The following is a 26,254-nucleotide window of genomic DNA, read 5'->3' as shown; positions in this document are numbered from 1 at the left end:
CCTGCTTTAAGTTGCGGTTATCGCCCAACCGATTGAGCTGAAACGCGCACGGCTTGCCCCGCGGCGCTGCAAATGCGAGTATAGAGCCATGTTTGACCGGCTGATCGCCTATCTCGACTCCGTGGCGGAACGCGATCCCTCGCCCCGATCGCGCTGGGAAGTGTTGCTGTATCCGGGCGTTCTGGCGCTGGGCATGCACCGGATCGCGCATTGGTTCTATGGCGGCGGGCTGTTCTTTCTGGCGCGCTTTGTGAACCATACCGCGCGTTTTCTGACCGCGATCGACATTCATCCGGGTGCGAAAATCGGCCGGAATTTCTTTATCGACCACGGGTTCAGCGTGATCGGCGAAACCGCCGAAATCGGCGATAATGTCACGATCTATCAATGCGTGACCCTGGGCGGCACCAATCCCACCAATGGCATACCGGGCAAGCGGCATCCGACCCTGCTCGACGGGGTGATCGTGGGGTCGGGCGCGCAAATCATCGGCCCCGTCACCATTGGCGAGCGCGCGCGCATCGGCGCCGCTGCCGTGGTGATCGAGGATGTGCCCGAAGGCGCGACCATGATCGGGCAAAAGGCGCGTTCGACGCTGGTTGCGGCGGAAACCTATCAAAAGCGGTTCATGCCCTATGGCACGCCCTGCAAGGACCCGTGCGAACCGGCGATGCCCCGCATGGACGAGTTGGAAGAGCAGATCGCCACGCTGAAGGCCGAGATCGACCGACTGCGCGCTGCCGAGGGACAGGGGCCGCTGCCCATGCCCGAGCGCAAGGTGGAGCCCGCGCCTGCCGGTGAAGAGATCATCGACGAGGTGGGCAACGGATGATCGTCGCCCGTCCGCGCTTTCGTAACGGGGGCGCTGCGTGAATAATGTCGTTCCGATCCATGGCGGATCGCCGCCGCGCGGCGGGGTGCAGCAGATCGGTTTCGACCGGCTCGAACTCAACCGCATCCTCGACCTTTACGGCCGCATGGTCGCCGCCGGACAATGGCGCGACTATGCGATGGATTTCGGCAAGGACGCAGCCAGCTTTTCCGCGTTCCGCCGCGCCGCCGAACGCCCGCAGGTCCGGATCGAGAAATGCCCCGCGCTGCGCAGCCGCCAGGGCATGTGGACCCTGTTCGGCGAAGCGGGACAGGTGCTGAAACGCGGGCACGAGCTGGCAGGTGTGCTGTCGCTGATCGAACGGCGCTTGCTGAAACTGGTCGACGACTGACCGGTGCCGCATGACGCGCGGATCATTCCACGCGCGGCCAGCCGTCTGCATCGAAAACCAGCCGGTTCAGCCCCAGTTGCGGCCAGCCGTTCTGTTTCCCGTCGTAATAATGATAAACCAGCAGCGGGCCATCGGGCGTGTCGGTCACGCTTTGACCGCCCGGCCCGATGATGTCGCCATGAGTGCCCAGCAGGATCGTGCCGCCCCCGTCCATCAGATCGATGCCGCCGCGGTCCAGGAACGGCCCCGTCGGACTGGTCGAACGGCCCACGATGATGCGGTACAGGCTGTTCAGCCCCTGACAGCATTCGTTGATCGGCGCGAAATAATAGTAATATCGCGTGCCCCCGACCATGCGGGGATAGATGAAGGGCCCTTCCTCTCCCGCGCCGCGGCGGGCGATATCGTAAAGGGCGGGGTTGGACGACAGGCGCAGCCCCGTCGCGGGGTCAAGCTGCAGCACATGGATGCCGTCTTCCCATGACCCGAAAGTCAGCCACCATTTCCCCTCGCCATCGATGAAGGGGGCGGGGTCGATGGCGTTATATCCGGTCGTGCATCCCGCGCGATTGCCGCATGATGCGATGATCTCACCCGCGTCGGTCCATGGCCCGTCGGGGTTGGCACTGGTGGCCAGCGCGATCACCGCTTCGGCCCCCTGATTGGTGCCGGGCTGCGACGGCGTGCCATAGATGGGGATCGAGTAATATTGGTAATAGGTGCCATTGGCATAAAGCATGCCCGGCGCCCAAAGGTCGGTGCGCCCGCCGCCGCCGGTGGTGTTCTTGCTGGCCCACCAGTCGAAATCGGGGTTCATGATGCCATTGGCAACCTTGGTGAAAGTGACCAGATCGGTCGATTTCGCCAGCGTGTTATGCGTGCCGTAAAGCCAGTATGTGCCCGCCGCGTCGCGGATCATGTCGGGATCGTGTACGTCGATGCCTGCTCCGTCGACCGCCATGGGCAGCGGATAGGCGCGAGTGGATGTGGCGGTGACCGTCCATTTCTGCGCATCCGATCCGGTCGCCCGCGCCGTCTGGATAATCGCGCCCGACGCGCTTTCGTGCAGATAGAGCCCGCTGTTGACGTTTTTCAGCACGTAATTGCCATCGGACAGGCGATAGAACTGCCACAGATGGTCGGCGGTGCCATTATCCGCCCATTGCAACGCACCCGCGCCATCGGCGGTCGAGGCGCTGGCAATGCCGATGACCTGATGGGTCAGCATGTTTTCGATCACATAGCGGCCCGACCGCATCGGCATGGCGTGCCAGCGCTGGGCTCCGCTGGCATCGTCGTCGCCGGTCGCCAGTTCCGCGCCCGCCTGCTGGCTGCTGCCCGCAATGGTCAGCACCTTGCCGCTGGCGACATTGACGATCTTGATCTGATATTCCGTCTGCATATCGACCAATGTGGCCGATGGCGCCGGAGCGGGGGTGGGGGATGGCGAAGGCGAAGGCGCGGTCACCGGCCCGCCGCCTCCCGAAGCCTGCCCGTCACCCCCTCCGCACGCAGACAGTGTTCCCAAGGCCAAAACGGCCGGTGATGTCATGAAAAGCGCACGCAAAGATGCGCGCCGCGTGGATTGGCACATTGGAAACTCCCCCGATGGTTTTCTTTATTTGTCGGACTATATATGTCCATCGGGATCAAGGTTCTGTCAAGACGGTGCCGCGCTTGTGGGATGGGCAGGGCCGGAGAAACAGGCGGGATATGGGCGCATCTCTTTATTTTAGATAGCCAAAACTGATCCCGCCGCAGTGAAGGCGAGCACCTGCAACGATGGATGGGCTTGTCATAAATACGCAGACTAAACAGGTCGCGCGCCATGCCTTGCTGTACCGGCCTGCGGGGCCTGCTGACGCCCGATGGCGGAACGGAATCAGAGCGCCGCCAGCGCGGGCAGCAATTCGTCGTAATGGTCGATGATCCGGTCGGCCCCAAGCGCATCCACCGGCATGCCCGGATAGCCGAAGCTGACCGCGATGGCGGGCATGCGCGCCGCTTTCGCCGCTTTGACGTCGAAGGCGGAATCGCCGACGAAGGCCATGGCCTTGCCGCCGCACAGGCTGGCCAGATGGTGCAGCATGTCGGGCAGCGGCTTGGCACGGTCCGCGCCCAGCGTATCGCCGCCGACGATGGCGGCGAAACGGTCCTTCAGCCCGATCCGGTCCAGCAGGTCGATGGCAAGACCTTCCAGCTTGTTGGTCGCCACCCCCAGCGCGATGCCCCGCGCCGCCAAAGTGTCCAATGCGCGTTCCATCCCGTCGAAAGCGCGTGTTTCGACCGCGATATGGGCGCGGTAATGATCGAGCAGCGCCTGTTGCAACGCGGCCAGATCATCCGGCGGCACGCTGTCCTCCCCGCCCAGCGCGGTGGCAAGCAATCGCTTCATCCCGCCGCCGATCATCTGCCGCACTTCGCCCACAGACCGCGCGGGCCGCCCCGCCAGCATCAAGGCGTGGTTCAGGGCATGCGCGATATCGGGAGCGGTATCGAGCAAGGTGCCATCGAGATCGAAGCCTATGACGTCGAAGCGGATCAGGGATCGGACAGGTTCGGACATTGCCTGTGCGCCCATGGCCGGTCCCTATGGAAACCGCAACAAATTGCTGGCAAGCCTGAGCCCCACGAATTCACATAGCCCGAACCCTCTACCCCCAACCCGACCGGAATTGCCGTGACCGAACCAAGACAGCTTGCCGTCATCATCCTCGCCGCGGGCAAGGGCACCCGCATGAAAAGCGCGCTGCACAAGGTGCTGCACCCTATCGCCGGGCGTCCGATGATCGACCATCTGCTGGCCAGCGCCGCTGCGCTGAACCCCGCGCGCACCATCGTCGTCACTGGCGATCTTCGCGAACAGGTGGAACGCGCGCTGGCAGGCAAGGCCGATTTCGCGCTGCAGGACCGGCAATTGGGCACCGGCCACGCGGTGCTGCAAGCGCGCGAGGCGCTGAACGGTTTTACCGGCGATGTGCTGATCCTGTATGGCGACGTGCCCTTTTTGCGCAGCGCTACCATGGCGGAAATGCAGCAAAGATTGCATGCCGGCGATGCGCCGCCCGCCGTGGTGCTGGGCTTCCGTCCCGACGATACGCGCAGCTATGGCCGCATCATTGCCGACGATGACGGCCGGATCGTCAAAATGGTCGAACACAAGGATGCCAGCGAGGCGGAGCGCGCCTGCAATCTGTGCAATTCGGGCGTGATGGCCGTGCGGGGCGAGGCGTTGTTCGCCCTGCTGGACCGCGTGGGCAACGATAATGCGCAGGGCGAATATTACCTGCCCGATATCGTGAACCTCTCCACTGCCGACGGGCACGCCTGCGCCGTGGTGGAAACCGCCGATCCGTCCGAAGTGGCGGGCATCAACAGCCGCGCCGAACTGGCCGATGCCGAAAGCCAGTGGCAGCAATTCCGCCGTGCCGAAGCCATGGCCGCGGGCGTCACGCTGCGCGCACCCGAAACCGTGTTCTTCAGCTGGGATACGGTGCTGGGCGAGGATGTGGTGGTCGAACCGAACGTGGTTTTCGGCCCGGGCGTGACAGTCGCCGCAAATGCCACGATCCGCGCGTTCAGCCATCTGGAAGGGGCCCAAGTGGGCGAGGGGTGTGAAGTCGGCCCCTATGCCCGCCTGCGTCCCGGCGCGGTGCTGGAACCGGCAGCGAAGATCGGCAATTTCGTCGAGGTGAAGAACAGCACGATCGGCGAAGGGGCCAAGGCGAACCATCTGACCTATCTGGGCGATGCCATGGTGGGTGCGGATGCGAATATCGGGGCGGGCACGATCACCTGCAATTACGACGGCTATTTCAAGCACCGCACGGTCATTGGCGAGCGGGCGTTCATCGGATCGAATTCCGCCCTGATCGCGCCGTTGAAGATCGGGGCCGATGCCATCGTCGCGGCGGGCAGCGCGGTGACCCGCGACGTGGGCGATGGCGAATTGCGGCTGGTGCGCGGCGAGCAACTGGTGAAGCCCGGCTGGGCGGACCGGTTTCACGACGCGATGAAAAAGAAGAAGAAGGAAGCGCAATGAGCGGGCTGGCGATCGAAGGGCGTTACAACGGTAAGCCGTTCCTGCGCTTGCTCGACAGCTATGTGCTGGCGGCGACCGGCCATCTGGACCCGATTGCCGACCGGTCGCTGACCGCGATGGAGCCGCGGTTTCACAAGGCATTCGGCCAGACCGGCAGCTGGCGGTCCATCGTGGAGCAGCGGATGAAATTCCGCCCCGGCATGCCCGGCGCCATCCGCGAAGTGTGGGACAAGGGGCGGCTGAAGTTCCTGCAGGCCAATGGCAAGGAACCCGATCCGCGCGAATTCACGCGCCATTTCGTCGACACCAATTTCCCGCACTGACGGGGCAAAAGGAAACCTATCGAATGTGCGGGATTATCGGGATCGTCGGTGCAGAGCCTGTCGCGGACCGGCTGGTCGACGGGCTGAAGCGGATGGAATATCGCGGCTATGACAGTGCAGGCATCTGCACGATCCACGACGGCGCGCTGATCCGCCGCCGGGCAGAGGGCAAGCTGGCCAATCTGACCCGCGAAGTGGCCGCACGCCCTGCCGCAGGCGATGTCGGCATCGCGCATACGCGCTGGGCCACCCATGGTGCCCCGACCGAGGCGAATGCCCATCCGCATGCCACCGACGAAGTCGCCCTGGTCCACAATGGCATCATCGAAAACTTCAAGCCGCTGCGCGATGAACTGCTGGCGCAGGGGCGCAAGTTCGAAAGCGAGACCGACAGCGAGGTCGTGGTCCATCTGCTGTCCAGCCGGATCGAGCAGGGCATGTCGCCGCAGGACGCCGTGCGCGAAGTGCTGCCCATGCTGCGCGGTGCATTTGCGCTGGCCATGGCCTTCCGTTCCGCGCCCGACATGCTGATCGGCGCGCGTCTGGGATCGCCGCTGGTGGTGGGATACGGAGAGGGCGAGACCTATCTGGGTAGCGATGCGCTGGCTCTGGCCCCGTTGACGCAGGACATCACCTATCTGGAAGAGGGCGACTGGGTCGTCATCACGCGGCAGGGCGCGCAGATTTTTGATGCCGATGGCCAGCCGGTCGAACGGCCGGTCACCAAATCGGGCGCCAGCGCCGTAGCGATCGAGAAGGGCAATTACCGCCACTTCATGCAGAAGGAAATCTTCGAGCAGCCGACCGTGGTGGCGCAAACACTGCGCAGCTATATCCGGCAGCTGGAACGCACCGTCGCCCTGCCGCAAATCGATTTCGACATCACCAGCATCAACCGCGTGACCATCGTAGCCTGCGGAACCAGCTATTACGCAGGCATGGTCGCGAAATACTGGTTCGAGACTTTCGCACGCGTGCCCGTCGATATCGATGTGGCATCCGAATTCCGTTACCGCGATCCGGTGCTGGAGGATGGCGGGCTGTCGCTGTTCATCTCGCAAAGCGGTGAGACGGCGGACACGCTGGCCGCGCTGCGCCATTGCAAGCAGGCGGGGCAGACCATCGCGGTCGTCGTCAACGTGCCGACCAGTTCCATGGCGCGCGAGGCGGATCTGCTGCTGCCGACTCATGCAGGGCCGGAAATCGGCGTGGCATCGACCAAGGCGTTCACGTGCCAGCTGGCGGTGCTGGCGGCGCTGGCGGCGCATTTCGCGGTCAAGAAGGGCCGACTGAGCGCAGCCGAAGAGCGCGAGATCGTCGACCATCTGCTGGAAGCGCCCGCCAGCCTGAACGATGCGCTGGCCCACGACGACGATATTGCCGCCATGGCGCATCTGATCGCGCCTGCGCGCGATGTGCTTTATCTGGGCCGTGGTCCGGATTATCCGCTGGCGATGGAAGGCGCGCTGAAGCTGAAGGAAATCAGCTATATCCACGCCGAAGGCTATGCCAGCGGCGAGATGAAGCACGGGCCGATCGCGCTGATCGACGATCTGGTGCCGGTAGTGGTGCTGGCACCGTCGGGCCCGCTGTTCGAAAAAACCGTCTCCAACATGCAGGAAGTGCGCGCACGGGGCGGCAGGATCGTGCTGATCAGCGATGCCGAGGGAATTGCCGAGGCCGGTGAAGGTTGCCTTGCCACCATCGAAATGCCGCGGGTCCACCCGCTGATCGCGCCGCTGGTCTATGCCGTTCCGGTGCAATTGCTGGCCTATCACGTTGCCGTGGCCAAGGGGACCGACGTGGATCAACCGCGGAATCTGGCCAAATCGGTAACGGTCGAGTGAATTGGTATGACAGAATGGATTGATAATTTGTCGATCTAGGGTTGACAGAGATATAAGTCCGGTTATTCCTTCCGCAAATAAAGTTGTGGGAGGGAGTTATGGACATGCGTCGCCATTTCGCGCGTGCCGGAAAATCATCAGTTCAGTCGGTCCTGCTGGCCGGAACAGCTCTGGCGCTGGTTGCAGCGCCAGAGGCGCAGGCGCAGGACGCGGAAGAACCGCAGACCGATGACGAGGTTATCGTCGTTTCGGGCATCCGCGCGACCATTCAGGGCTCGATTGCGGAAAAGCGCGATAATGATCTGATCTTCGACGCGCTGGCAGCCGACGAAATCGGCGATCTGCCTGCCCTTTCCATCGCAGAGGCGCTGGAAACGCTGACGGGTGCCAGCTCGCACCGCGAGAACGGCGGCGCGACCGAAATCTCGATCCGCGGGCTTGGGCCATTCCTTAGCTCGACCACCATCAACGGGCGCGCGGCCACCAATGGCAGCGGCGACCGATCGGTCAATTTCAGCCAGTTCCCTTCGGAGCTGTTCAACAAGGTCGGCATCTACAAGACCCAGTCGGCCAGCCTGATCGAGGGCGGTGTGGCGGGCCAGATCACTCTGGAGACGGTCAAGCCGATCGATTACGGCAAGACCCGCGTGCAGGGCGAATTCAAGCTGAACGTCAATCCCGACAACCTCGACATCGAAGAGGATCAGCGGTTTCAGGACCTCGGCTATCGCGCCACGCTGAGCTATATCGACCAGTTCCAGCTTGGCGATGGCGAACTGGGCATTTCGCTCGGCTATTCGCGCAACAGCTCGACCAATCCCGAACAGGAAGCTGCGATCAGCAATACGCTGAACTATTGCTCGAACGTGCCCGGTTCGGGCACCGGTGTGTTCGCGTCGGGCAATTGCAACACCGACCGTCCCGACACGGCCGGTACCGAAGATTACGTGATCGCGCAGAACGGCTATTCCTATCGCCAGAACATCACCGAGGATGAACGCGATTCGTTTTTCGCGGCCCTGCAGATGCAGCCGGGGCCGGGCGTCGACATCAATCTCGACTTCCAATACTCGAAGCGGGATTTCCGCGAAAAGCGCCACGACCTCAACTTCTCCGAGGGACGCCGTATTGATGGTGCGGGTGATGCCTTCGGTCTCGATTACGATCTGATCACCGGTCCCTATGGCGAACTGTACCAGTTCACCGGCGAGACCAGCATCGAATCGAACAGTGAATATTTTGAACGGCGCGAGGATTACTACGGCGGCGGCCTGAACTTCGAGGTAGAGGCGACCGACCGGCTGACCTTCTCGGGCGATGTTTCCTATTCGGAAACGAAGCGTATCGAAGAGGCGACGCAGGTGCGCATGCGCATCCGCGACGGCGAGGATATCTTCGGCAATGAAGACCAGTACCCGCTGGCCTATCAAAGCAATGGCAGCAGCACCGACGACCGTGTGGAAACCGCCTATCTGATCGCGCAGAACGGATCGCAGATCCCCAATTTCGTGGTGCTGGGTTTCGACCCCGACAATTACGATCTGTACCGCGACAATGCGCGCGTTCGCTACGATCTGGAATCCGACCGTTTCAACTCGATATTCTCATGGCGGGGCGATCTGAATTACGAATTCGACGGCTTCCTGAAATCGGTTCAGGGCGGGGTGCGTTTTCAGGAACTGAAATACAGCGACGTTCCCGGCGCGTCGACCGGCACCAGCCGGATCGAGAACGTGTATAGCAACGAGGCGCTGGCCATCGCCAATCAGGCATGCCGCACCGCCTTTCCCGAAAGCGGATTTTTGAGCTCTGTCTCGGGCGGCAATCCGCTGGTCACGATCGTCGACGAAAACGGCAATGTGACGGGCAGCACCAATACGTTCGCGACATGGGATGCATTGTGCCTTGCCCGGACGCTGGAAGCGAACGACCCCAGCGGTCTGATCGAGTTCGACGAGAATGGCGTGCCGATCTATCCCGACGGATCGTTCGATTCGATCCAGAACAGCGATGTCCGCGAAAAGACCAAGGCCGTCTATCTGCAGGCCAATTTCGACGGCGATCTGGGCGGTCTGCCCGTCTTGGGCAATTTCGGCGTTCGCGTGGTGGAAACCACGGTCAGCTCCAAGGGCTTCCGCGGCGCACTGACGGCCGAATTCGACGATGTGACCGGCGAATTGCTGTCGATCAGCGAAGACCAAAGCACTCTGAGCGAGGTAAAGGCCAGCAACAGCTATACCGAATTCCTGCCCAGCTTTAACCTGACGGCCGAATTCCAGCCCGACCTGCTGGGCCGTTTCGCGGTCTATCGCGCGATGTCGCGCCCCGATCCGTCGTCCATGTCCTATGGCCGCACGTTCAACGCGCTGGCCGAAGGCGATACGCCGATCTATTCGATCGAGGATGCGATCGGCACGGCCAATGCCACCGGCAATCCGTTCAGCGATCCGCTGATGTCATGGAACGCCGATGTCGCGGTGGAATGGTATCCGGATGCGGATTCGATCCTGGCCGTGGGCGCCTATTACAAAAGCTTCAACGGCGGGTTCGAAACCGTTGGCCGGTACGAAACCTTCACCGTCGACGGGCAGGATCTGCAAACGCTGGTCACCACGACCAACACAACCGACGACACCAGCACCATCTGGGGTTTCGAAGTGACGGCGGCCCACCGTCTAGCCTGGCTGCCGCAGCCGCTTGACGGGCTTGGCTTCAAGCTCAGCTATAACTTCGCGGATTCGAATTTCGAATTCGAGGACGATACGCTGGGCGCGATTACGACGGTCAATCCCGATGGCACGACTACGGTTAGCGAAGGGCTGATCCCGCCTGCCAATATCTTCGGCCTGTCCAAGCACGTATTGTCGGCACAGGCGTTCTATGAAATCGGCAATCTGGAACTGCAGGGCGTTTACAAGTACCGCAGCAGCTATTTCCAGCAGTTCGTTTCTACCCCCGGACGCGTCCGCTATGTCGATGACACCGGCGTGTTCGAGGCTCGGATTTCGTACAAGCTGACCGATAATATCCGGCTGAGCGCGGAAGGGCTAAACCTCTTCAACGAACCGCGAACCGATTATCGCGGCACGACAAACAATATTGGTCAGGTCCTTTCCTATGGCCCCCGTTATTACTTCGGGGTCCGGGCAAGGTTCTGATCGTGGTGCCCGGTGCAAACCTCTCCAGTGCACCGGGCACTCTTTTTGTCCTACCAAAACATGCGCTATCCTTGCTAACGGCCCTTTACAAAATCGGGGCAATCTCGGACGACAGTGCGCTATGACTGGAACAAGACTATACCAATCGATCGCTGAGCAGATCGCACAACTGATCGACGACGGCGCCTTCCCGCCCGGCACCCGCTTGCCGGGAGAGCGCGAAATGGCCGAACGGCTGGGCGTCAGCCGCGTCACCATCCGCGAGGCAGAGATCGCGCTGCAGGCCGTGGGCAGGCTTGAGATCAAGACCGGATCGGGCGTGTATGTCAGCGAGCGTCAGCCAGAGCTGATGGGGGCACTGCCCGGCGCGTCGGCATTCGAAGTGACCGAGGCCCGCCTGCTGATCGAATCCGAAGCGGCGGCGCTGGCGGCGCATAACATCACCGAAGAAGGCATCGAAACGCTTGAAAAGCTTGTCGAAGACATGCGGTCGAGCGACGAGAAGATTTCGAACGAGGCGGACGAGAAATTCCACCTGACCATCGCCAAGGCATCGAATAATGCGGCGATCCTTCACACGATCCAGACCTTGTGGCGCATGCGCGAGGATATTCCGGACGTGAAGGCCACCTATGAATCGGTGTGCGTCCACGATGCCGACACCCGCACAGAGGAACACCGCGCCGTGTTCGACGCGCTGAAGAACCGCGATGCGGTCGCCGCGCGGGCAGCGATGCGCGAACATTTCCACCGGCTGTTGCAGGCCATGCTCGACGCGACCGAGCGGCAAGCTTTGGAGGAATTGCGCAAGCGAGCATCGGAAAGCCGCGAGCGCTTTACCACCGCGCAAAAGATTGGTTAGCCAAATTGGATTTATAGAAAATCCTTCACTGGTCTGCCAAACTGCCTTGACATAACTGGTTCATCGTTTCAGTCTCCTTCCATAATAGGAAAGGGATTTGAGGATGCTTGCCCGATACGGCATTGGCGTCGCATTGACGCTGGCGATTGCTGCCCCGCTGCATGCGGAGGAATTTTTCGTTCGCAACCAGAACGAATATGCCCATGCGCTCAAGGGCGTCGAGGCTGGCGACATCATCATCCTAGCCAATGGCGAATGGAAGGATTTCGACCTTGTCATCACCGGCAAGGGCACGGCGCAAAAGCCCATCACGGTGATTTCGGAAGAGGCAGGCAAGGTCTTTCTGACCGGCCAGTCCAGCCTGCGCATCGGCGGCGAGCATATCCTTGTGACCGGTCTGGTCTTCAAGGATGGCTACAGCCCGCGCGGCGAAGTCATCTCGTTCCGCCGCAGCAAGGACGATCAGGCGCGCAACAGCCGCGTGACCGAAGTGGTCATCGACCATTTCAGCAAGCCTGACCGCACCGACGACGATTACTGGGTCGGCATTTACGGCAAGAACAACCGGTTCGATCACAACAGCCTTGTCGGTAAGACCAACAAGGGCGTGACCCTTGCCGTCCGGCTCGACAGCGCGGAAAGCCGCGATAACGGGCACCGGATCGACCATAACTATTTTGGCCCGCGCCCTGTCCTGGGATCGAATGGCGGAGAGACGATCCGCATCGGTACCAGCCAGTATTCGATGTATAATTCGGGCACGATCGTCGAAAACAACATCTTCGACCGCTGCGATGGCGAGGTCGAGATCGTCTCGAACAAGTCGGGCGGCAATATCTATCGCGGCAATCTTTTCCTGCGTTCGCGCGGGACGCTGACTTTGCGTCATGGCGACGGCAATCTGGTCGAAAACAATGTCTTTCTGGGCCACGGCAAGGACTACACCGGCGGCATTCGCGTTATCAATCGCGACCAGATCGTGCGCGGCAATTACATGGAAGGGCTGCGCGGCACCGGCTTTTCCAGCGCACTGACCGTAATGAACGGCGTGCCCAATTCGCCGGTGAACCGCTATGTTCAGGTCGAAAATGCGCAGATCGAACGCAATACGGTTATCGACAGCGCGCGGGTGACGCTGGGTGCCGGCGCCGATGAAGAGCGATCGGCGCCGCCCGCCAAAAGCGTGATGCGTGCGAACCTGCTGGGCGGGCTCGACACCGGCACATTTGTCGAAGTGGATGCCGATATCTCGGGCATTCAATTCGCGGACAATGCCGTCATCAAAGGCGATGTGCACAGCGATGCCGCTGCCCTGCGCCGCGTCGATACCGCCATGGCGCGCGCGGGTAACGGGCTGCTGTATCCCGCCGATCCTGCATTGGCGGAAATCGGCGCGCCCCGCGACCTGAAGGTGATGCAGCTTGCCGAAGTCGGCCCGGACTGGTGGCCCAAGCCCGAGGCCGAGGCGGAATTTGCCAGCGGGACCACCACCATGGTGTCGGCGGGGGAAGGCACGCTGGCGGACGCTGCGGCATCAGCCGCGACCGGCGATGTGCTGCAACTGGCAGCGGGCGAATATAGCGTCGATCAGACCATCGCCGTGACCAAGGTGCTGACGATCAAGGGGGCGGGCGCCGACACGGTGATCCGCTTTACCCGCCCGTCGCTGTTCGATCTGCAACAGGGGGGCAATCTGCAACTGCAGAACCTGTCCATCGACGGTTCGATGGCGCCCGATTCGGTTGGAAATTCGGTCATCCGCACCGGTAGCTTTCCGATCCAGTCGAACCTGATCCTGGAGATGGACGGCGTCAGCGTATCGGGTCTCACCGTCAATAAATCGTTCAACGTGCTGACCATCGGGAAATCGGTTTTGGCCGACCGTATCGCGATCCGCGGCAGCAGCTTTGCGGACATCACCGGCACCATCGTTTCCGCTTCGGCGGAAACGGACGATTACGGCCTCTATAATGTCGAATATCTCGACATCGTGGACAGCCGCTTCGCCAATGTCGGAGAGGCGGTGGCGAATGTCTATCGCGGCGGCACCGATGAAAGCACCTTCGGCCCGTCCGTGACTTTTACCGGCAATACGCTGGCCAACATCGGCAAGGCTGCCACTAATGCCGAGGGCGCCTCGCTCTATCTGAATGGCGTGCAAACCGCCGATGTCGCACGCAACACGGTCACCGGTTCCGCACCGTTCAAAGTCGTCCACACGGTCGGCACGCCCGTTACCCGCATTCGCGACAACAGCTTTGCGAAAACACCCGCGCCGGTAGTGACGGAGCTGAATTACGACGGACCCCCGCGTGCCGCGATGCAGGGCAATTCGGTCGACGGAAAGGCCCTGTGATGCGGATTGCGATGCATCGGGCGCTCGCCTCCCTGCTTGCCGCTACCGCGCTGACCTGCGTCGCGCCTGTGCCTGCGCTGGCCTCTGCCGCGACGGCGCAGCAGCCGGCCGAGGGGCTGCCTCCGCTTTATGCCGAAGAGCTTGAGCGGGCGAAAAACTTCGTCGACACCATGATCGAGGCAGGCATCAATGTGCCCGTGCCCAAGGATCCTGGCGGCGGTTATACCCACGAACAGCACAAGCGGAATTTTCAGGCGATCCATCTGGGCGGCGATCTTTATCGCATCACGAAAGACCCGCGCTACGCCGCTTTCGTGCGCGATATGCTGCTGGAATATGCCGAGCTGTACCCGACGCTGAAGGGGGATCATCCGGCTGCCAGCAACCAGTATAGCGGCCGCCTGTTCTGGCAGGTGCTGAACGATGCGATGTGGCTGGTCCATGCGGTTCAGGGCTATGCCGAAATCCGCGATACGCTGTCCGATGCCGACCGCGAACGCATCGACAATGACGTCTTCCGCCGCGCTTCGGACTTTCTTTCGAAGGATCAGGTCAGGACGTTCGACCGCATCCACAACCATGCCACCTGGGCGACCGCGGGCGTGGGGATGACCGGCTATCTGCTGGGCGACCGCGACATGGTGGACCGCGCCCTGTTGGGTTCGGACAAATCGGGCAAAGCGGGCTTTCTGCGGCAGATGGACCTGCTGTTCTCCCCCGACGGCTATTACACCGAGGGGCCCTATTACCAGCGGTTTGCGCTGCTGCCGTTCATGGTGTTCGGTCAGGCAATTGCCGACAACGATCCCGCGCAGCAGATTTTCGAGCGTCGCGACGGCATTCTGCTCAAGGCGCTGCGCGCGACGATCCAGTTGACCTATGCGGGCTATTTCTTCCCGTTTAACGATGCGATGAAGGACAAGAGCCTTCGCACCGCCGAACTCTATGACGGTGTCGCCATCGCCTATGGCCAGACGCGCGACCCCGCGCTTTTGTCCATCGCGCAGTGGCAGGGGCGCACCGTTCTGGGCGAAGACGGCTTGATGCTCGCCCGCGATCTGGAGGCGGGCAAGGCGCAGCCCTTTCCGTTCCGCTCCATGCTGTTCAGCGACGGTCCCGACGGCGATCTGGGCGCGGTCGCGGTTCTGCGCGCGGGTGAGGGGGCGAAGCAGACCGCTCTCGTCGCCAAAAACAGCTCGCAAGGCATGGGGCACGGCCATTTCGACAAGCTGAGCTGGCAGTTTTACGACAACGGGAACGAGATCGTGCGCGATTATGGCGCGGCCCGCTTCCTGAATATCGAGGCGAAGCAGGGCGGGCGCTATCTTCCCGAAAACGAAAGCTGGGCCAAGCAAACCATCGCGCATAATACGCTGGTAGTGGACGAGGTCAGCCATTTCGGCGGCGATGCCAGACTGGCCGACACGATTGCTCCGAAACAGCTCTATTTCTCCGACGCGGACGGCCTGCAGGTTTCCAGCGCGGAAGTGACGGGCGCCTATCCCGATGTTGCGTTTAATCGCACCTTGGTGTTGACCGACATGCCCGGCGGTGGCGGCAGGCTGGTGATCGATCTGCTGCGCGCCGATGCGCAGGGCACGCATGTCTATGATTTGCCGCTGCACTATAACGGCCACATCATGGAGGCCGACTTCGCGATCGAGCGGAATCTGGCGACCCGCCCGGTGCTGGGCGGCGACCATGGTTATCAGCATCTCTGGGTCGACGGCACGGCGACGCCCGATGCGGGCGATGCGGCGCTGACATGGCTGATCGACGGACGGTTCTATAGCTATCGTTTTGTCACCGACGGCACGACGCAGGTTGTGCTGGGCGAAAGCGGGGCGAACGATCCCGAATTCAATCTGCGCCGCGAACCGGTGGTGATGCTGCGCGCACGGGCCGATGGCGGGCACAGCTTTCTGTCGGTGCTGGAAAGTCACGGCCAATATGATGGCGCGGCCGAACGCACCGTCGCCAGCCGCAGCCAGATCGCATCGCTGCGCCATGTCGTGGCGGATGGCAATGACATCGCGGTGATCACGCCCATTGGCGGCGCTCCGTTCGCCATCGCTATCTCGCACGATCCCGATCCGGCCGGGCGCCACCAGGCGAAGCTGGACGGCCAGACGATCCGCTGGACCGGCTTTGCTGCGCGCATTGCCCTTACCCCCAAGGAACAACGCAAATGACGAAGAACCGCCTCCGCTGGCTGGTCGTCGGACTGGTCGCCCTTGCGGGCATCATCAACTATATCGATCGCGGTGCGCTCAGCATTCTCTGGCCCGAAATTTCGGAAGAGCTGGGGATGACGAAGCTCGACTATGCGATCATCCTCAATGTCTTCACCTTCGCCTATGCATTCGGGCAGACCCTGTTCGGCAAGATTTTCGACTGGATCGGCACGCGCCTCGGCTTTGTGCTGTCGATCGCGGTATGGTCGCTGGCGACGATCCTGCATGCCTTTGCGCGCGGATTGTTCAGCTTTGCGCTGTTTCGCGGGCTTTTGGGCGTGGCAGAGGCAGGCAACTGGCCCGGCGCGACCAAGGCCAATGCCGAATGGTTTCCGATCCGAGAGCGCGCATTGGCGCAAGGCATCTTCAATTCGGGCACGGCCATTGGCGGCATCATCTCTGCGCCCGTCGTCGCCTATCTGTTCGTGTTTCTGGGTTCGTGGCACGCGACATTCATCACCATCGGCGTGCTCGGTTTCCTGTGGCTGGTGCCGTGGCTGATCGTTTATAAGAGCGGCCCCGATGCCCATCCGTGGATCGACGCGGAAGAGCGGGACTATATCCTGACCGGGCAGCGCAATGCTGCATCGAACGATACCGCTGACTACGCACCCGGATCGGGCGAGATCCTGTCGCACAAGGAAAGCTGGGGCGTCATTGCCGCATCTTTCTTCATCGATCCGATCTGGTGGCTGTTTGTCGGCTGGTTGCCGCTGTATCTGGCCGAAACCTATGGCTTTGGCGTGACCGATATCGGGCTTTACGCATGGGTCCCCTATGTCGGCGGCATGTTCGGCGCATGGTTCGGCGGGCTGATGGCGCAGAACCGGATCAAGGCCGGCTGGACCGTCAATAAAACACGCAAGGCGACGATCGCGCTGGGCGGGTTGATCATGCTGGTTTCTCTGCTGTTGACGATGAAGGCGGCTACCCCCCTGATGGCGGTGCTGCTGATGGCCGCGATCCTGTTCGGGTTCCAGACCGCCATCGGCAATATCCAGACGCTGCCCAGCGACTTCCTGAGCGGAAGGTCGGTCGGCACGCTGGCGGGCTACGCCGGAACCGCGGCCAAGCTGGCGGTCGTCGGCCTCAACTTCCTCATCCCGATCATCACGATCGACAGTTACACGCCCGCCTTTGGGGTGGGTGCGGCGCTGGCGATCATGACGGTGCTGTCGGTGCTGGTGCTGTGTCCGGAAATCCGGCCGCTCAAGCCCAGGGCCGCTCGCTAATTCCTCTCCTACCCTCTCCAGATCAAAGGTTTGACATGAGCAGATTTACCAACAAGACCGCAATCGTAACCGGCGGCAGCCGCGATATCGGGCGCGCCGTTTCGATCGACCTTGCGAAAAACGGGGCGAATGTCGTCGTGAACTATCGCGGTGACGAGGCTGCCGCCGATGCCACCTTGGCAGAGATCGAGAAGTTCGGCGGCAAAGCCATCAAGGTAAAGGCCGACGTGACCAAAGCGGCCGAGGTCGATGCGCTGGTCGCAGCCGCGCGCGAGGCATTCGGCGATGCGATCCATATTCTGGTCAACGTGGCAGGCGGCATGGTCGAACGCCGTCCCCTGGCCGACATGGACGAAGAATTCTTCAACTATGTGATGCAGCTGAATGTCACCTCGACCTTCCTGACGACCAAGGCGGTCGCGCCCTTCATGCCCGAAGGTTCGGCGATCGTGAACTATGCCTCACAGGCAGGGCGCGATGGCGGCGGTCCGGGCGCCAGCGCCTATGGCACGTCGAAGGGCGCAGTGATGACCTTTACCCGCGCCATGGCGAAAGAGCTTGGTCCCAAGGGCATTCGCGTCAATTCGCTCTGCCCCGGCATGATCGCCACGCTGTTCCACGACACGTTCACCAGGGATGAAGTGCGCGCCAATGTGGCCGCCGCCACGCCGCTGCGCCGTCAGGGCAATGTGGAAGAAGTCGCGCAGACGACGTCCTGGCTGGCGAGCGACGAAGCAGCCTTTGTTACCGGCGCGAATATCGACATCAATGGCGGTATGTTCTTCTCCTGATGGCCGCCACGAAAGGCCCGGCGGTCCCCCTCCCTGCCCGTCAGGGAGCGCCGGGCTTTTCAACGTTTCGGAGAGTATTAAATTGGTATGACAGTTTGGCATTATATAAAATATCAAACTGCACTAGAATAAATATTGACCAGATTGGCCGAATCCCGTAATTTCGGCTTCAAGAATAAAGCAAGGGGAGTCGGCGCGTTTCGGACACGCCAATGCCGGTGTGAAGGGCACACCGGCGGCGCAGGTCCGGCCTGCAACCTGCGGTTAACAGCAATGTATGCGGCCCCTGTCGGGGGTTGCTTGTCACAGTCCCGTCCGCGCGGCGGGGCGCGGGTTTTTGCGCCCGAAAGAACAGAACGATTTTGGGAGAATATGGCATGGCTTTCGATACACGCTCGCAATCCGTCCTGAGAAAGCTGCCCGCCAGCGCGGCGCTGCTGGCCAGCACGGCATTGTTCGCAACCCCCGTTTTCGCACAGGATGCAGAGCCGCAACCCGCGCCTTCCGCAGCGCAATCGGCCCCTGCCGAAAGCGAGGCGATCGTCGTCACCGGCATCCGCAGCTCGCTGCAAAGCGCGCTGAACCAGAAGCGCAGCGCCGACAGCCTGATCGAGGTGATCGAGGCCGAAGACATCGGCAAGCTGCCCGACCAGAATCTGGCCGAAGTGCTTGAAAACATCCCCGGCATCCAGATCACGCGAGAGGCCGGCGTCGGCACCGGCGTGCAGATCCGCGGCACCAATGACAACCGGACCGAAATTAATGGCGTGTCCACTGTCGGTTCGGGCTCGGGCCGCGGCGGGATCAGTTTCGAAGACGTCAGCGCCAGCATCATCTCGTCGGTAGAGGTGATCAAGGCGCCCGAGGCGAAGACCATCGAAGGTTCGGTCGGCGGCACGATCAACCTGCGCACGATCCGCCCGCTCGACCTGAACGAACCGCTGATCGCGGCGCGCGTCCAGGGCGAATATAGCGAGCTGTCCGACAGCACCAAGCCGCGCCTGTCGGGGACTCTCGGCAATCGCTGGGATACGGGCGTCGGCGAAATCGGCATCGTGCTCAGCGGCAGCTATGCCGAGCAGGAAGCCACATCGTTCCGCCCGCGCGTCGACCGCGATGGCGGTCTGGTGGAAAATGTGAATGCCAATGTCGTGCGCAATGGCACCGCGCAGGCCCCGTCAGCCCGCCCTGCCGCGCAGGATTTCGATTTCGTCGGTATCCAGTTCCTCAATCAGGAGCTTGAGAATTTCGAATATGAGACGGTGAATTTCGCCGGCACGCTGGAATGGGCACCGTCGGACAAGCTCAAATTCTATTTCGATACCGTCTATAACGATCAGGAACGCCGTCAGGACAGCTCGCGCGTGCAGGCTTCGGGCGTCAGCGCTCTGGTCGATCACATGGTGCCCGACACGTTCGAAACGGTCGATTTCGGTTCGCTCGACGGGGTTGATCTGGGCAGCATCCAGGTGGCGGAAACTGGCGTGATCGAACCGATCCTCTCGGTCGATGGTGACGATCCCAACCTGCGCTTTTCCAGCGACGTCGGTGCGCGCCTGACCACCAGCGAAATCTATCGCCTGGGCACCGAGTTCGAGGCAGGCCGCTTCTCCGCCCGTGTCGAGGCATCGCGCTCGCTGTCCAATACGACCAGCCCCGACCTCAGCACCACGATCAATTTCATCAACCCGCATACGCCGACCGGAAGCGGAAACGACAATGCGGTGCCTTTTGCCTATGATCTGTCGGGCAATTCGCTGACCTTCGGTATCAACCAGAATTCGCAATATGCGCCGACAGCGGCCGAACTGCTCGATCCCGCGAATGTGGTGTTGCAGCAGATCGTGATCGGCAACGACAGCCAGCGGAACAAGGAAGATGCCTTCCGTATCGATGCTTCGGTCGATGTCTATGGCACCAATCCGTTCTTTACCTCGTTCGACTGGGGCTATCGTTACAGCAAGACGACCAGCACCTATAACGATGTCGGTTCGACGCTGACCCTCAGCCAGATGAACGACAGCCCGCGCGGCACTGCCTTTGCCGAGCTGCTGGTTCCCGGACCCGACAATTTCGGCGATGCCGACGGGCGAGAGCTGTATTTCGGCGACTTCCTGCTGATCGATCCCGACCGCGCCTTCAGCGACCGCGAAGGCACGCTGGCGATCCTGCAGGACGCGCTGAATTCGGTGCCCGGCATGCGCCAGATCGGCGAGGCTTCGGAGAATTCGGCCGGCTATTTCTCGATCGATGAAACGACCCATGCCGTCTATGGTCAGGCGAATTTCGAATATGGCCCGATCCGCGGCAATATCGGCCTGCGCTGGATCGACACCAGCCTCGATTCCACGGGTAATTCGGTGACCGGATCCGACGTTACGCAAGTCGTGACCAAGGGCGGCTATGCCAAGCTGCTGCCGCGCATCAACCTTGCCGCAGAGGTAACCGACGACGTTATGGTCCGCGCCAGCTGGGGCAAGGATATCAACCGGCCCGACTATGACCTGCTGTCGACATCGGTGTCCTTTGTCACCAGCGAGAATGCGGCGGTCCAGATCGGCAATGCAAATCTGAAGCCGGAAACGGTGACGTCCTATGACTTGTCCGCAGACTGGTATTTCGCCCCGTCTTCGGTGCTGAGCGTCGCGTTCTTTCACAAGAACCGCAAGGATCTGTTCGTAACGCAGCTGGAAGATGCGCCGCTGGACGCCAACGGTTTCCGCGACATCACCGCGCCATGCGAAGGGGGCGGCATTTACAACCCCATCGCGTTCCGCAACCAGCTGTCGCCCATCGGCGGTTCGGGCATGTGCGTGCCCATCCTGACCACGATCAACGATACGGGCAGCACGACTCAGACCGGCGTGGAAGTCACCTTCCAGTACGATCTGTCGCAATTTGAAGACACGCTGGGCTTTGCCTCGGGCTTTGGCCTGCTCGCCAATTATACCTATCAGGAATATGGCGGGGGCGAGGCGTTCAATACGTCGGCGACGCGCGGTACCGATATCTTCAACGCGATCAACGGCATTTATGACGATGCGGATTTCGTGACCTATACCGCCAAACAGGGCCTGCTCGATTTCTCGAAGCATGCTTATAACGTGACCGTCTATTACGAAAAATACGGTCTTTCGGCGCGTGCGCGTTACACCTGGCGTGACTCTTTCCGCACGCTCGATACGGTCGGTGGTGCGACACTCAGCAGTACATTGGGCTTTCCGGTCGTCACCGCCGCGCGCGGCCAGCTGAACGGCAGCATCAATTACGACATCACCGAATGGCTGGCCGTCGGGGTCGAGGGCGTGAATCTGACCAAATCGACCATCAAGCAATATTGCGTGAACGACGGCGCATTGCTGTGCGGCGAGGGGCTTCCCGACCGCCGCCTGATCGCGGGCTTCTCGGTCAGGTTCTGACGGGCCGGACGGGAGCCGGCCGACGCGGGAATTTCCCTGATCTGCGTCGGCCGGAAACCGTCTCCCTTTTGCCCGTTACGGCGTTTCGCGACGGGCAAACCCCGCCCTAGAACCCGCCGAACAGCGAATTGCGCAAGGTCAGTTGCAACAGCAGCGTGCGCGGGGTCGAAATGCCGCCCAATATGTCGCCCGGGAACACAGTGTTCGTGCCCGTGCCCCCTGCGGTCGCGCCGACTACCGATCCGGCGACGATGACCAGCTCGTTCGTCAGGTTCCGTCCGATCAGCGACAATTCCCACGGCTTGTCGTCGCCCCCGTTCAGCGAGACAACGCCGTTCAATTGCCAATAGGAATCCTGCTTGTTGCGCGGATTGCCTTCGGTCTGGGTTACGTAGTCGCTGCTGTAATTGGTATCGAGCGCAAGGCTTGCGCCCAGATCGTCGCTGAAGCTGTGGTCATAGACCCCGCCGAAGGTCAGCGCGAATTCGGGCGCGCGGAACAGGCGCTGGCCGGTCTGGTCCTGATCCTGATAGGGGTTGGCTGCGGTGCCGAATGTCGCCGGATCGGCATCGGGATTGCGCGGGTTCAGATTACACCCAGCATCGATCGACTGGCCCGCATAGCAGCCGCCGATAAAGTCGGTGTAGGTCGCATCGTTATAACCGACCGAGGCATTGAGCGTGAACCCGTCAAGCGCGCGCGGGCGGGCCGACATGGTGAATTCCAGCCCCTTGCTTTCCGCCCCGCCGGCGTTCTGCGTCAGCTGGGTAAAGGACGCATTGTCATATCGCGACAGCTGCAGCCCGCTATATTCGAAGTAATAGGCCGTCACGTCGAAGCTGATCTGGCGGTCCGCGACATAGCCTTTCAATCCGACCTCGCCGCCGCGCGCCGTCATCTGGCCATAGGACAGGTCAAGCAGCGGGCGTTCGGGGTTGGCATCGCTGCGCAGCGTGGTCGGGGCCGTGTTGAACCCGCCCGAGGTAAAGCCCTCGCGATAGGCGGCATAGGCAGTCAGGTCGGTGCTGGGCCGCCATGTCAGTGTCACTTCGGGCGAGAAATCGGTATATTTCTTGTCCGGATCGGCCACCTCGAATTCCGCGCCGAAAGAGGTGCCGGTCAGCCGCTTCTTCTCCCACGAATAGCGCCCGCCCGCCGCGAGTTCGAGCGTGTCGAGCAGGTCATAGCGCAATTGTCCGAAGACCGACGCGGCATGGGTCTCGACATTGTAGAAGGTCGATCCGACCAGGAAGGGCGCACCGAAATCGACGGCGAATGCCTGACGGATGGCAAAGTCGGCGTCCTGATAGAAACCCCCGATCAGGAATTGCAGCGGACCGTCGAAGTCGGAGGAAAGGCGAAGCTCCTGACTGAAACCGTCGGCCTTGATATCGTTCGATGCCGCGAAATAGGCGGTATTGGCAAAGGTGAACGGATCGACCGATTCCTCGTCCAGCCGGTAATAGCCCGTGACCGAGGACAGGATCAGCGTGTCGCCCAGATCCTGATCCGCCGACAGGGAGGCAAGGAACTGGCGCGAATCGGTGAATGGCACGCCGTCTCCGAAAGTGGGGTCGAGCGCGGTGACCCGTTCGGGGATGATGACATTATAGAAATTGCGGTCCAGCTTGCAGTCCGCGGCGCCGAAACGGCTGGTTTCGCCCGGACATTCGACGATCTGCGATCCGCCTGTCGGGCCCACGCCGTCGCGCGTGCGTTCGCCATAGTTGATCTTGGCTTTCAGCCGTGTGCCGCCATCGGGCGAATCGAAGGTCAGCGTGCCGCGCGCGAAAATCTGTTCCGCATTATAGCTGTCGGCTCCCGGCCCCGGCGTAACGCCCGGCACGGGCACGGCGATATTGCGGAACCAGCCGTCCTCCTTGGAATAATATCCGATCACCCGCGCGCCGATGGTGTCGGTCACGGGGCCGGACAGCACGGCCTCGACGAATTTCTGGTCGGCCTCGAACTCGTATCCGGTGCGCAGCTTGGCTTCGAAATAATCCGAAGGGTCCTGCGATATCAGGGAAATGATGCCGCCCGGGCTGTTCTTGCCATAGAACAGCGCCTGCGGTCCCTTCAGCACCTCGACCCGCCCCAGATCGAGCTGGCCCAGACGGATCGCATTGCCATAGCTGATCGGCACGCCGTCGACATTGATCGTGACCGCACTTTCGGTCGACGGGTTGGAAATCCCCGCGCCGATTCCGCGCAGATTGATCGAACCGCCGACCTGATTCTGCGATTCCGCGACGATCAGCTGCGGTACCTGCTGGCCGATGGTGGTCAGCGTGTTGGTCTGATAGCGCTCGATCTGTTCGGTCGACAGGGCGGATATGGCCACGGGCACATCCATCAGCCGTTCGTCGCGCTTGCGCGCGGTGACGATGATTTCGCCGGGCGTCGTATCCTCGCTGGCAGCTTCGGGGGCGGCGGTCTGCGCGATGGCGGGTGTGGCCCACAGCGGCGAAACCAGTGCGGCGGCGGCCAGAAGCGCCTGTTTGGACGTCCTCATATCATCCTCTTCCCTGTGCTATTGTTTGGGTGCGAATGTGCGGCAAATCGCGGCGCAGGATGAAATAGTCCGGACAAATTTCGCCGGGGCGATATGGGGTCAAGCGGCGCGTTTCCCCTTGCGGCAAAGATTTTTGCAGCCAAAGCGCGCCAAACCATGTATGCGGCGCGGCAACAGCCGTGTGATCGGCTGCGCGATTGCGGTTTCCAGCGATCCGGCCACGGGCCGAACGCCAGCGCAATTCCCCCGTTTATACCGCCCGCCGCCCCAGCGTCCGGCCCGCATTGTTCAGAGCATTATGACTTTTACGAATCTTCCGCCCCTTCTTGGCGACGCATTGGCCGATCGCGGCTATGAAGCCCCCACATCGGTACAGGCCGCCGTGCTGGCGGACGAGGCGCAGGGCCGCGACCTGATCGTCTCGGCCCAGACCGGATCGGGCAAGACCGTGGCGTTCGGCCTGTCGCTGGCCGGCGAACTGCTGGACAGCTTTGGCGAACTGGCCGGTGCGCCGCTGGCACTGGTGATTGCGCCCACGCGCGAACTGGCGCTGCAGGTGGGGCGCGAACTCGGCTGGCTCTATGCCAAGGCTGGCGCGCGCATCGCGACCTGCGTGGGCGGGATGGACCCGTCCAAGGAACGCCGCAACCTGCAGCGCGGCGCGCATGTCGTGGTGGGCACGCCGGGCCGGTTGCGCGACCATCTGGAACGCGGCGCGCTCGACCTGTCGCGCCTGTCCGCTGTCGTGCTGGACGAGGCGGACGAGATGCTGGACATGGGCTTTCGCGAGGATCTGGAAGAAATCCTCGACGCGACGCCTGCCAGCCGCCGCACGCTGCTGTTTTCGGCGACCATGCCTGCCCCCATCGTGGCGCTGGCCAAGCGTTACCAGCGCGATGCGCTGCGCATTTCGACCGCAGGCAATTCGCGCGGCCATGGCGATATCGCGTTTCAGGCTGTCACCGTCGCTCCGGCAGAGATCGAGGCGGCGGTCGTCAACCTGCTCCGCTTGCACGAGGCGGAGACCGCGATCCTGTTTTGCGCCACGCGCGATAATGTGCGCCGCCTGCACGCAACCTTGCAGGAGCGCGGCTTTGCCGTTGTCGCATTGTCGGGCGAACATTCGCAAAGCGAGCGCAACCATGCGCTGCAGGCGTTGCGCGACCGGCGTGCGCGGGTTTGCGTGGCGACCGATGTGGCGGCGCGCGGGATCGATCTGCCCAGCCTGTCTCTTGTCATCCATGTCGAGATTCCGCGCGATGCCGAAACGCTGCAGCACCGTTCGGGCCGCACGGGCCGCGCGGGCAAGAAGGGCACCGCCGTCATCATCGTGCCCTATCCGCGTCGTCGCCGCGTCGAATCCATGCTGCGCGGCGCCAAGATCGAGGCGGAATGGATGGGCGCGCCGACCCCCGACCAGATCCGCGCGAACGATCGCGACCGCCTGCTGGCGGCACTCTTGCAGTCGCAGGAATTCGACGAGGAAGACCGCGCGCTGGCACAAAAGCTGATGGCAGAGCGTTCGGCCGAAGACATTGCTGCAGCGCTGGTGCGCGCGCATCGCGCATCGATGCCGCAGCCCGAGGATATTACCGAGGACACGCCCGAGGCCCGCCGCGCCGCGCAAAAGGAACGCCATCGCCCCGGTTTCGAGGATGTGGTGTGGTTCCGCATGGATATCGGCCGCAGGCAAAACGCCGATGCGCGCTGGATCCTGCCGCTGTTGTGCCGTCGCGGCCATATCACCCGTAACGAGGTAGGCGCGATCCGCATCGGCGGGCACGAGACTTTTTTCCAGGTGCCCCGAGCGATTGCCGACCGCTTTGCCCAATCGGTCCAGCGTACCGCGCAGGACGAAAGCGGCGAGGAAAGCGTGCATATCGAGATGTCGGGACCGCCGCGCGAACAGGCCCGCGAAAATCTGCGCGACAATGCGCGGGGCAGGCCGCGCCCGCACCCCCGCGCCAACCGCGCCGAGCGGCACGACGGCCCGCCGCGCGGAAAGCCGCGTTCAGACCAATCACGCTCTGACAAACCCCGCGCTGACAAACCCCGTGAGGGCAAGCCGTTTGCCGGAAAGCCGAACGGGGGAAAACCGCATGGTGGCAAACCGCATGCCGGCAAGCCGCACGCGCGCAAGCCCAAGCGACCCTCTGGCCCCCGCCATTGATCGGCCCAACTGATCGCGCCGTTGATCGCAGGGCCGTTTAATTGCGCCCTGCGGTCCACATCTGCCGTCAGGCGCGTTAGGG

Annotated in this window: 16 protein-coding genes; 13 read left to right on the top strand and 3 right to left on the bottom strand. The window is 62.2% G+C overall.

Annotated features, from left to right (window positions below; genetic code table 11):
• Window positions 1-88: 88 nt before the first annotated feature.
• Together epsC and LOZ74_RS15645 are read left to right on the top strand one after the other, a co-directional pair.
• On the top strand, window positions 89-832 hold the full coding sequence (gene epsC, locus LOZ74_RS15650) for a serine O-acetyltransferase EpsC (protein WP_230291942.1): 744 nt from the start codon (window positions 89-91) through the stop codon (window positions 830-832).
• A gap of 37 nt (window positions 833-869) precedes the next feature.
• Window positions 870-1,223 carry a DUF2794 domain-containing protein gene (locus LOZ74_RS15645; protein ID WP_230291941.1) on the top strand — a complete coding sequence of 118 codons (354 nt, stop codon included), beginning with the start codon at window positions 870-872 and terminating at the stop codon, window positions 1,221-1,223.
• 22 nt (window positions 1,224-1,245) lie between these two features.
• Here LOZ74_RS15645 and LOZ74_RS15640 read toward each other — a convergent pair whose 3' ends face one another.
• Together LOZ74_RS15640 and LOZ74_RS15635 are read right to left on the bottom strand one after the other, a co-directional pair.
• Entirely contained in the window at window positions 1,246-2,625 is a 1,380-nt protein-coding gene (locus LOZ74_RS15640) for a family 43 glycosylhydrolase (protein ID WP_230291940.1), read from the bottom strand.
• A gap of 480 nt (window positions 2,626-3,105) precedes the next feature.
• Complete coding sequence (locus LOZ74_RS15635; RefSeq protein WP_230291939.1) at window positions 3,106-3,804, bottom strand: HAD-IA family hydrolase; 699 nt, start codon at window positions 3,802-3,804, stop codon at window positions 3,106-3,108.
• 156 nt (window positions 3,805-3,960) lie between these two features.
• Here LOZ74_RS15635 and glmU point away from each other — a divergent pair, with 156 nt between their 5' ends.
• From glmU to LOZ74_RS15585, 10 genes are all read left to right on the top strand, one after another.
• Window positions 3,961-5,265 (top strand): bifunctional UDP-N-acetylglucosamine diphosphorylase/glucosamine-1-phosphate N-acetyltransferase GlmU, encoded by a 1,305-nt coding sequence (gene glmU / locus LOZ74_RS15630; RefSeq protein WP_230293926.1) that lies wholly within the window; start codon window positions 3,961-3,963, stop codon window positions 5,263-5,265.
• A complete protein-coding gene (locus LOZ74_RS15625) occupies window positions 5,262-5,588 on the top strand; it encodes a hypothetical protein (protein WP_230291938.1) in 327 nt (108 codons plus the stop codon). Before glmU ends, LOZ74_RS15625 begins: the two co-directional genes overlap by 4 nt.
• A 23-nt stretch (window positions 5,589-5,611) precedes the next feature.
• Window positions 5,612-7,435, top strand: a complete 1,824-nt coding sequence (gene glmS, locus LOZ74_RS15620; protein ID WP_230291937.1) for a glutamine--fructose-6-phosphate transaminase (isomerizing) — start codon at window positions 5,612-5,614, stop codon at window positions 7,433-7,435.
• Between the two features lie 104 nt (window positions 7,436-7,539).
• Window positions 7,540-10,593, top strand: a complete 3,054-nt coding sequence (locus LOZ74_RS15615; RefSeq protein WP_230291936.1) for a TonB-dependent receptor — start codon at window positions 7,540-7,542, stop codon at window positions 10,591-10,593.
• Window positions 10,594-10,714: 121 nt separating this feature from the next.
• Complete coding sequence (locus LOZ74_RS15610) at window positions 10,715-11,455, top strand: FadR/GntR family transcriptional regulator (protein WP_230291935.1); 741 nt, start codon at window positions 10,715-10,717, stop codon at window positions 11,453-11,455.
• 103 nt (window positions 11,456-11,558) lie between these two features.
• Window positions 11,559-13,811 (top strand): polysaccharide lyase 6 family protein, encoded by a 2,253-nt coding sequence (locus LOZ74_RS15605; RefSeq protein WP_230291934.1) that lies wholly within the window; start codon window positions 11,559-11,561, stop codon window positions 13,809-13,811.
• Window positions 13,811-16,003, top strand: coding sequence for an alginate lyase family protein (locus LOZ74_RS15600; protein ID WP_230291933.1), 2,193 nt, complete (start codon window positions 13,811-13,813; stop codon window positions 16,001-16,003). Before LOZ74_RS15605 ends, LOZ74_RS15600 begins: the two co-directional genes overlap by 1 nt.
• Complete coding sequence (locus LOZ74_RS15595) at window positions 16,000-17,277, top strand: MFS transporter (RefSeq protein ID WP_230291932.1); 1,278 nt, start codon at window positions 16,000-16,002, stop codon at window positions 17,275-17,277. Before LOZ74_RS15600 ends, LOZ74_RS15595 begins: the two co-directional genes overlap by 4 nt.
• 35 nt (window positions 17,278-17,312) lie before the next feature.
• Window positions 17,313-18,068 carry an SDR family NAD(P)-dependent oxidoreductase gene (locus LOZ74_RS15590; protein WP_230291931.1) on the top strand — a complete coding sequence of 252 codons (756 nt, stop codon included), beginning with the start codon at window positions 17,313-17,315 and terminating at the stop codon, window positions 18,066-18,068.
• 377 nt (window positions 18,069-18,445) lie between these two features.
• The gene (locus LOZ74_RS15585; protein ID WP_230291930.1) at window positions 18,446-21,487 is read left to right on the top strand and encodes a TonB-dependent receptor; all 3,042 of its coding nucleotides are present in this window, start codon (window positions 18,446-18,448) and stop codon (window positions 21,485-21,487) included.
• 106 nt (window positions 21,488-21,593) lie between these two features.
• Here the strand turns inward: LOZ74_RS15585 and LOZ74_RS15580 are convergent, their stop codons facing one another.
• Entirely contained in the window at window positions 21,594-24,002 is a 2,409-nt protein-coding gene (locus tag LOZ74_RS15580; RefSeq protein WP_230291929.1) for a TonB-dependent receptor, read from the bottom strand.
• A gap of 298 nt (window positions 24,003-24,300) precedes the next feature.
• Between LOZ74_RS15580 and LOZ74_RS15575 the strand changes: the two genes are divergently transcribed.
• Window positions 24,301-26,172: a DEAD/DEAH box helicase gene (locus LOZ74_RS15575; protein WP_230291928.1), complete on the top strand. Its 1,872-nt coding sequence runs from the start codon at window positions 24,301-24,303 to the stop codon at window positions 26,170-26,172.
• Window positions 26,173-26,254: the final 82 nt, after the last annotated feature.

It is taken from the genome of Croceicoccus sp. Ery5, assembly GCF_020985325.1.
Taxonomy (GTDB): Bacteria; Pseudomonadota; Alphaproteobacteria; order Sphingomonadales; family Sphingomonadaceae; genus Croceicoccus.
The sequence above is the reverse complement of the archived record's forward strand: the minus strand, read 5'-3'. Positions and strand labels throughout refer to the sequence as shown.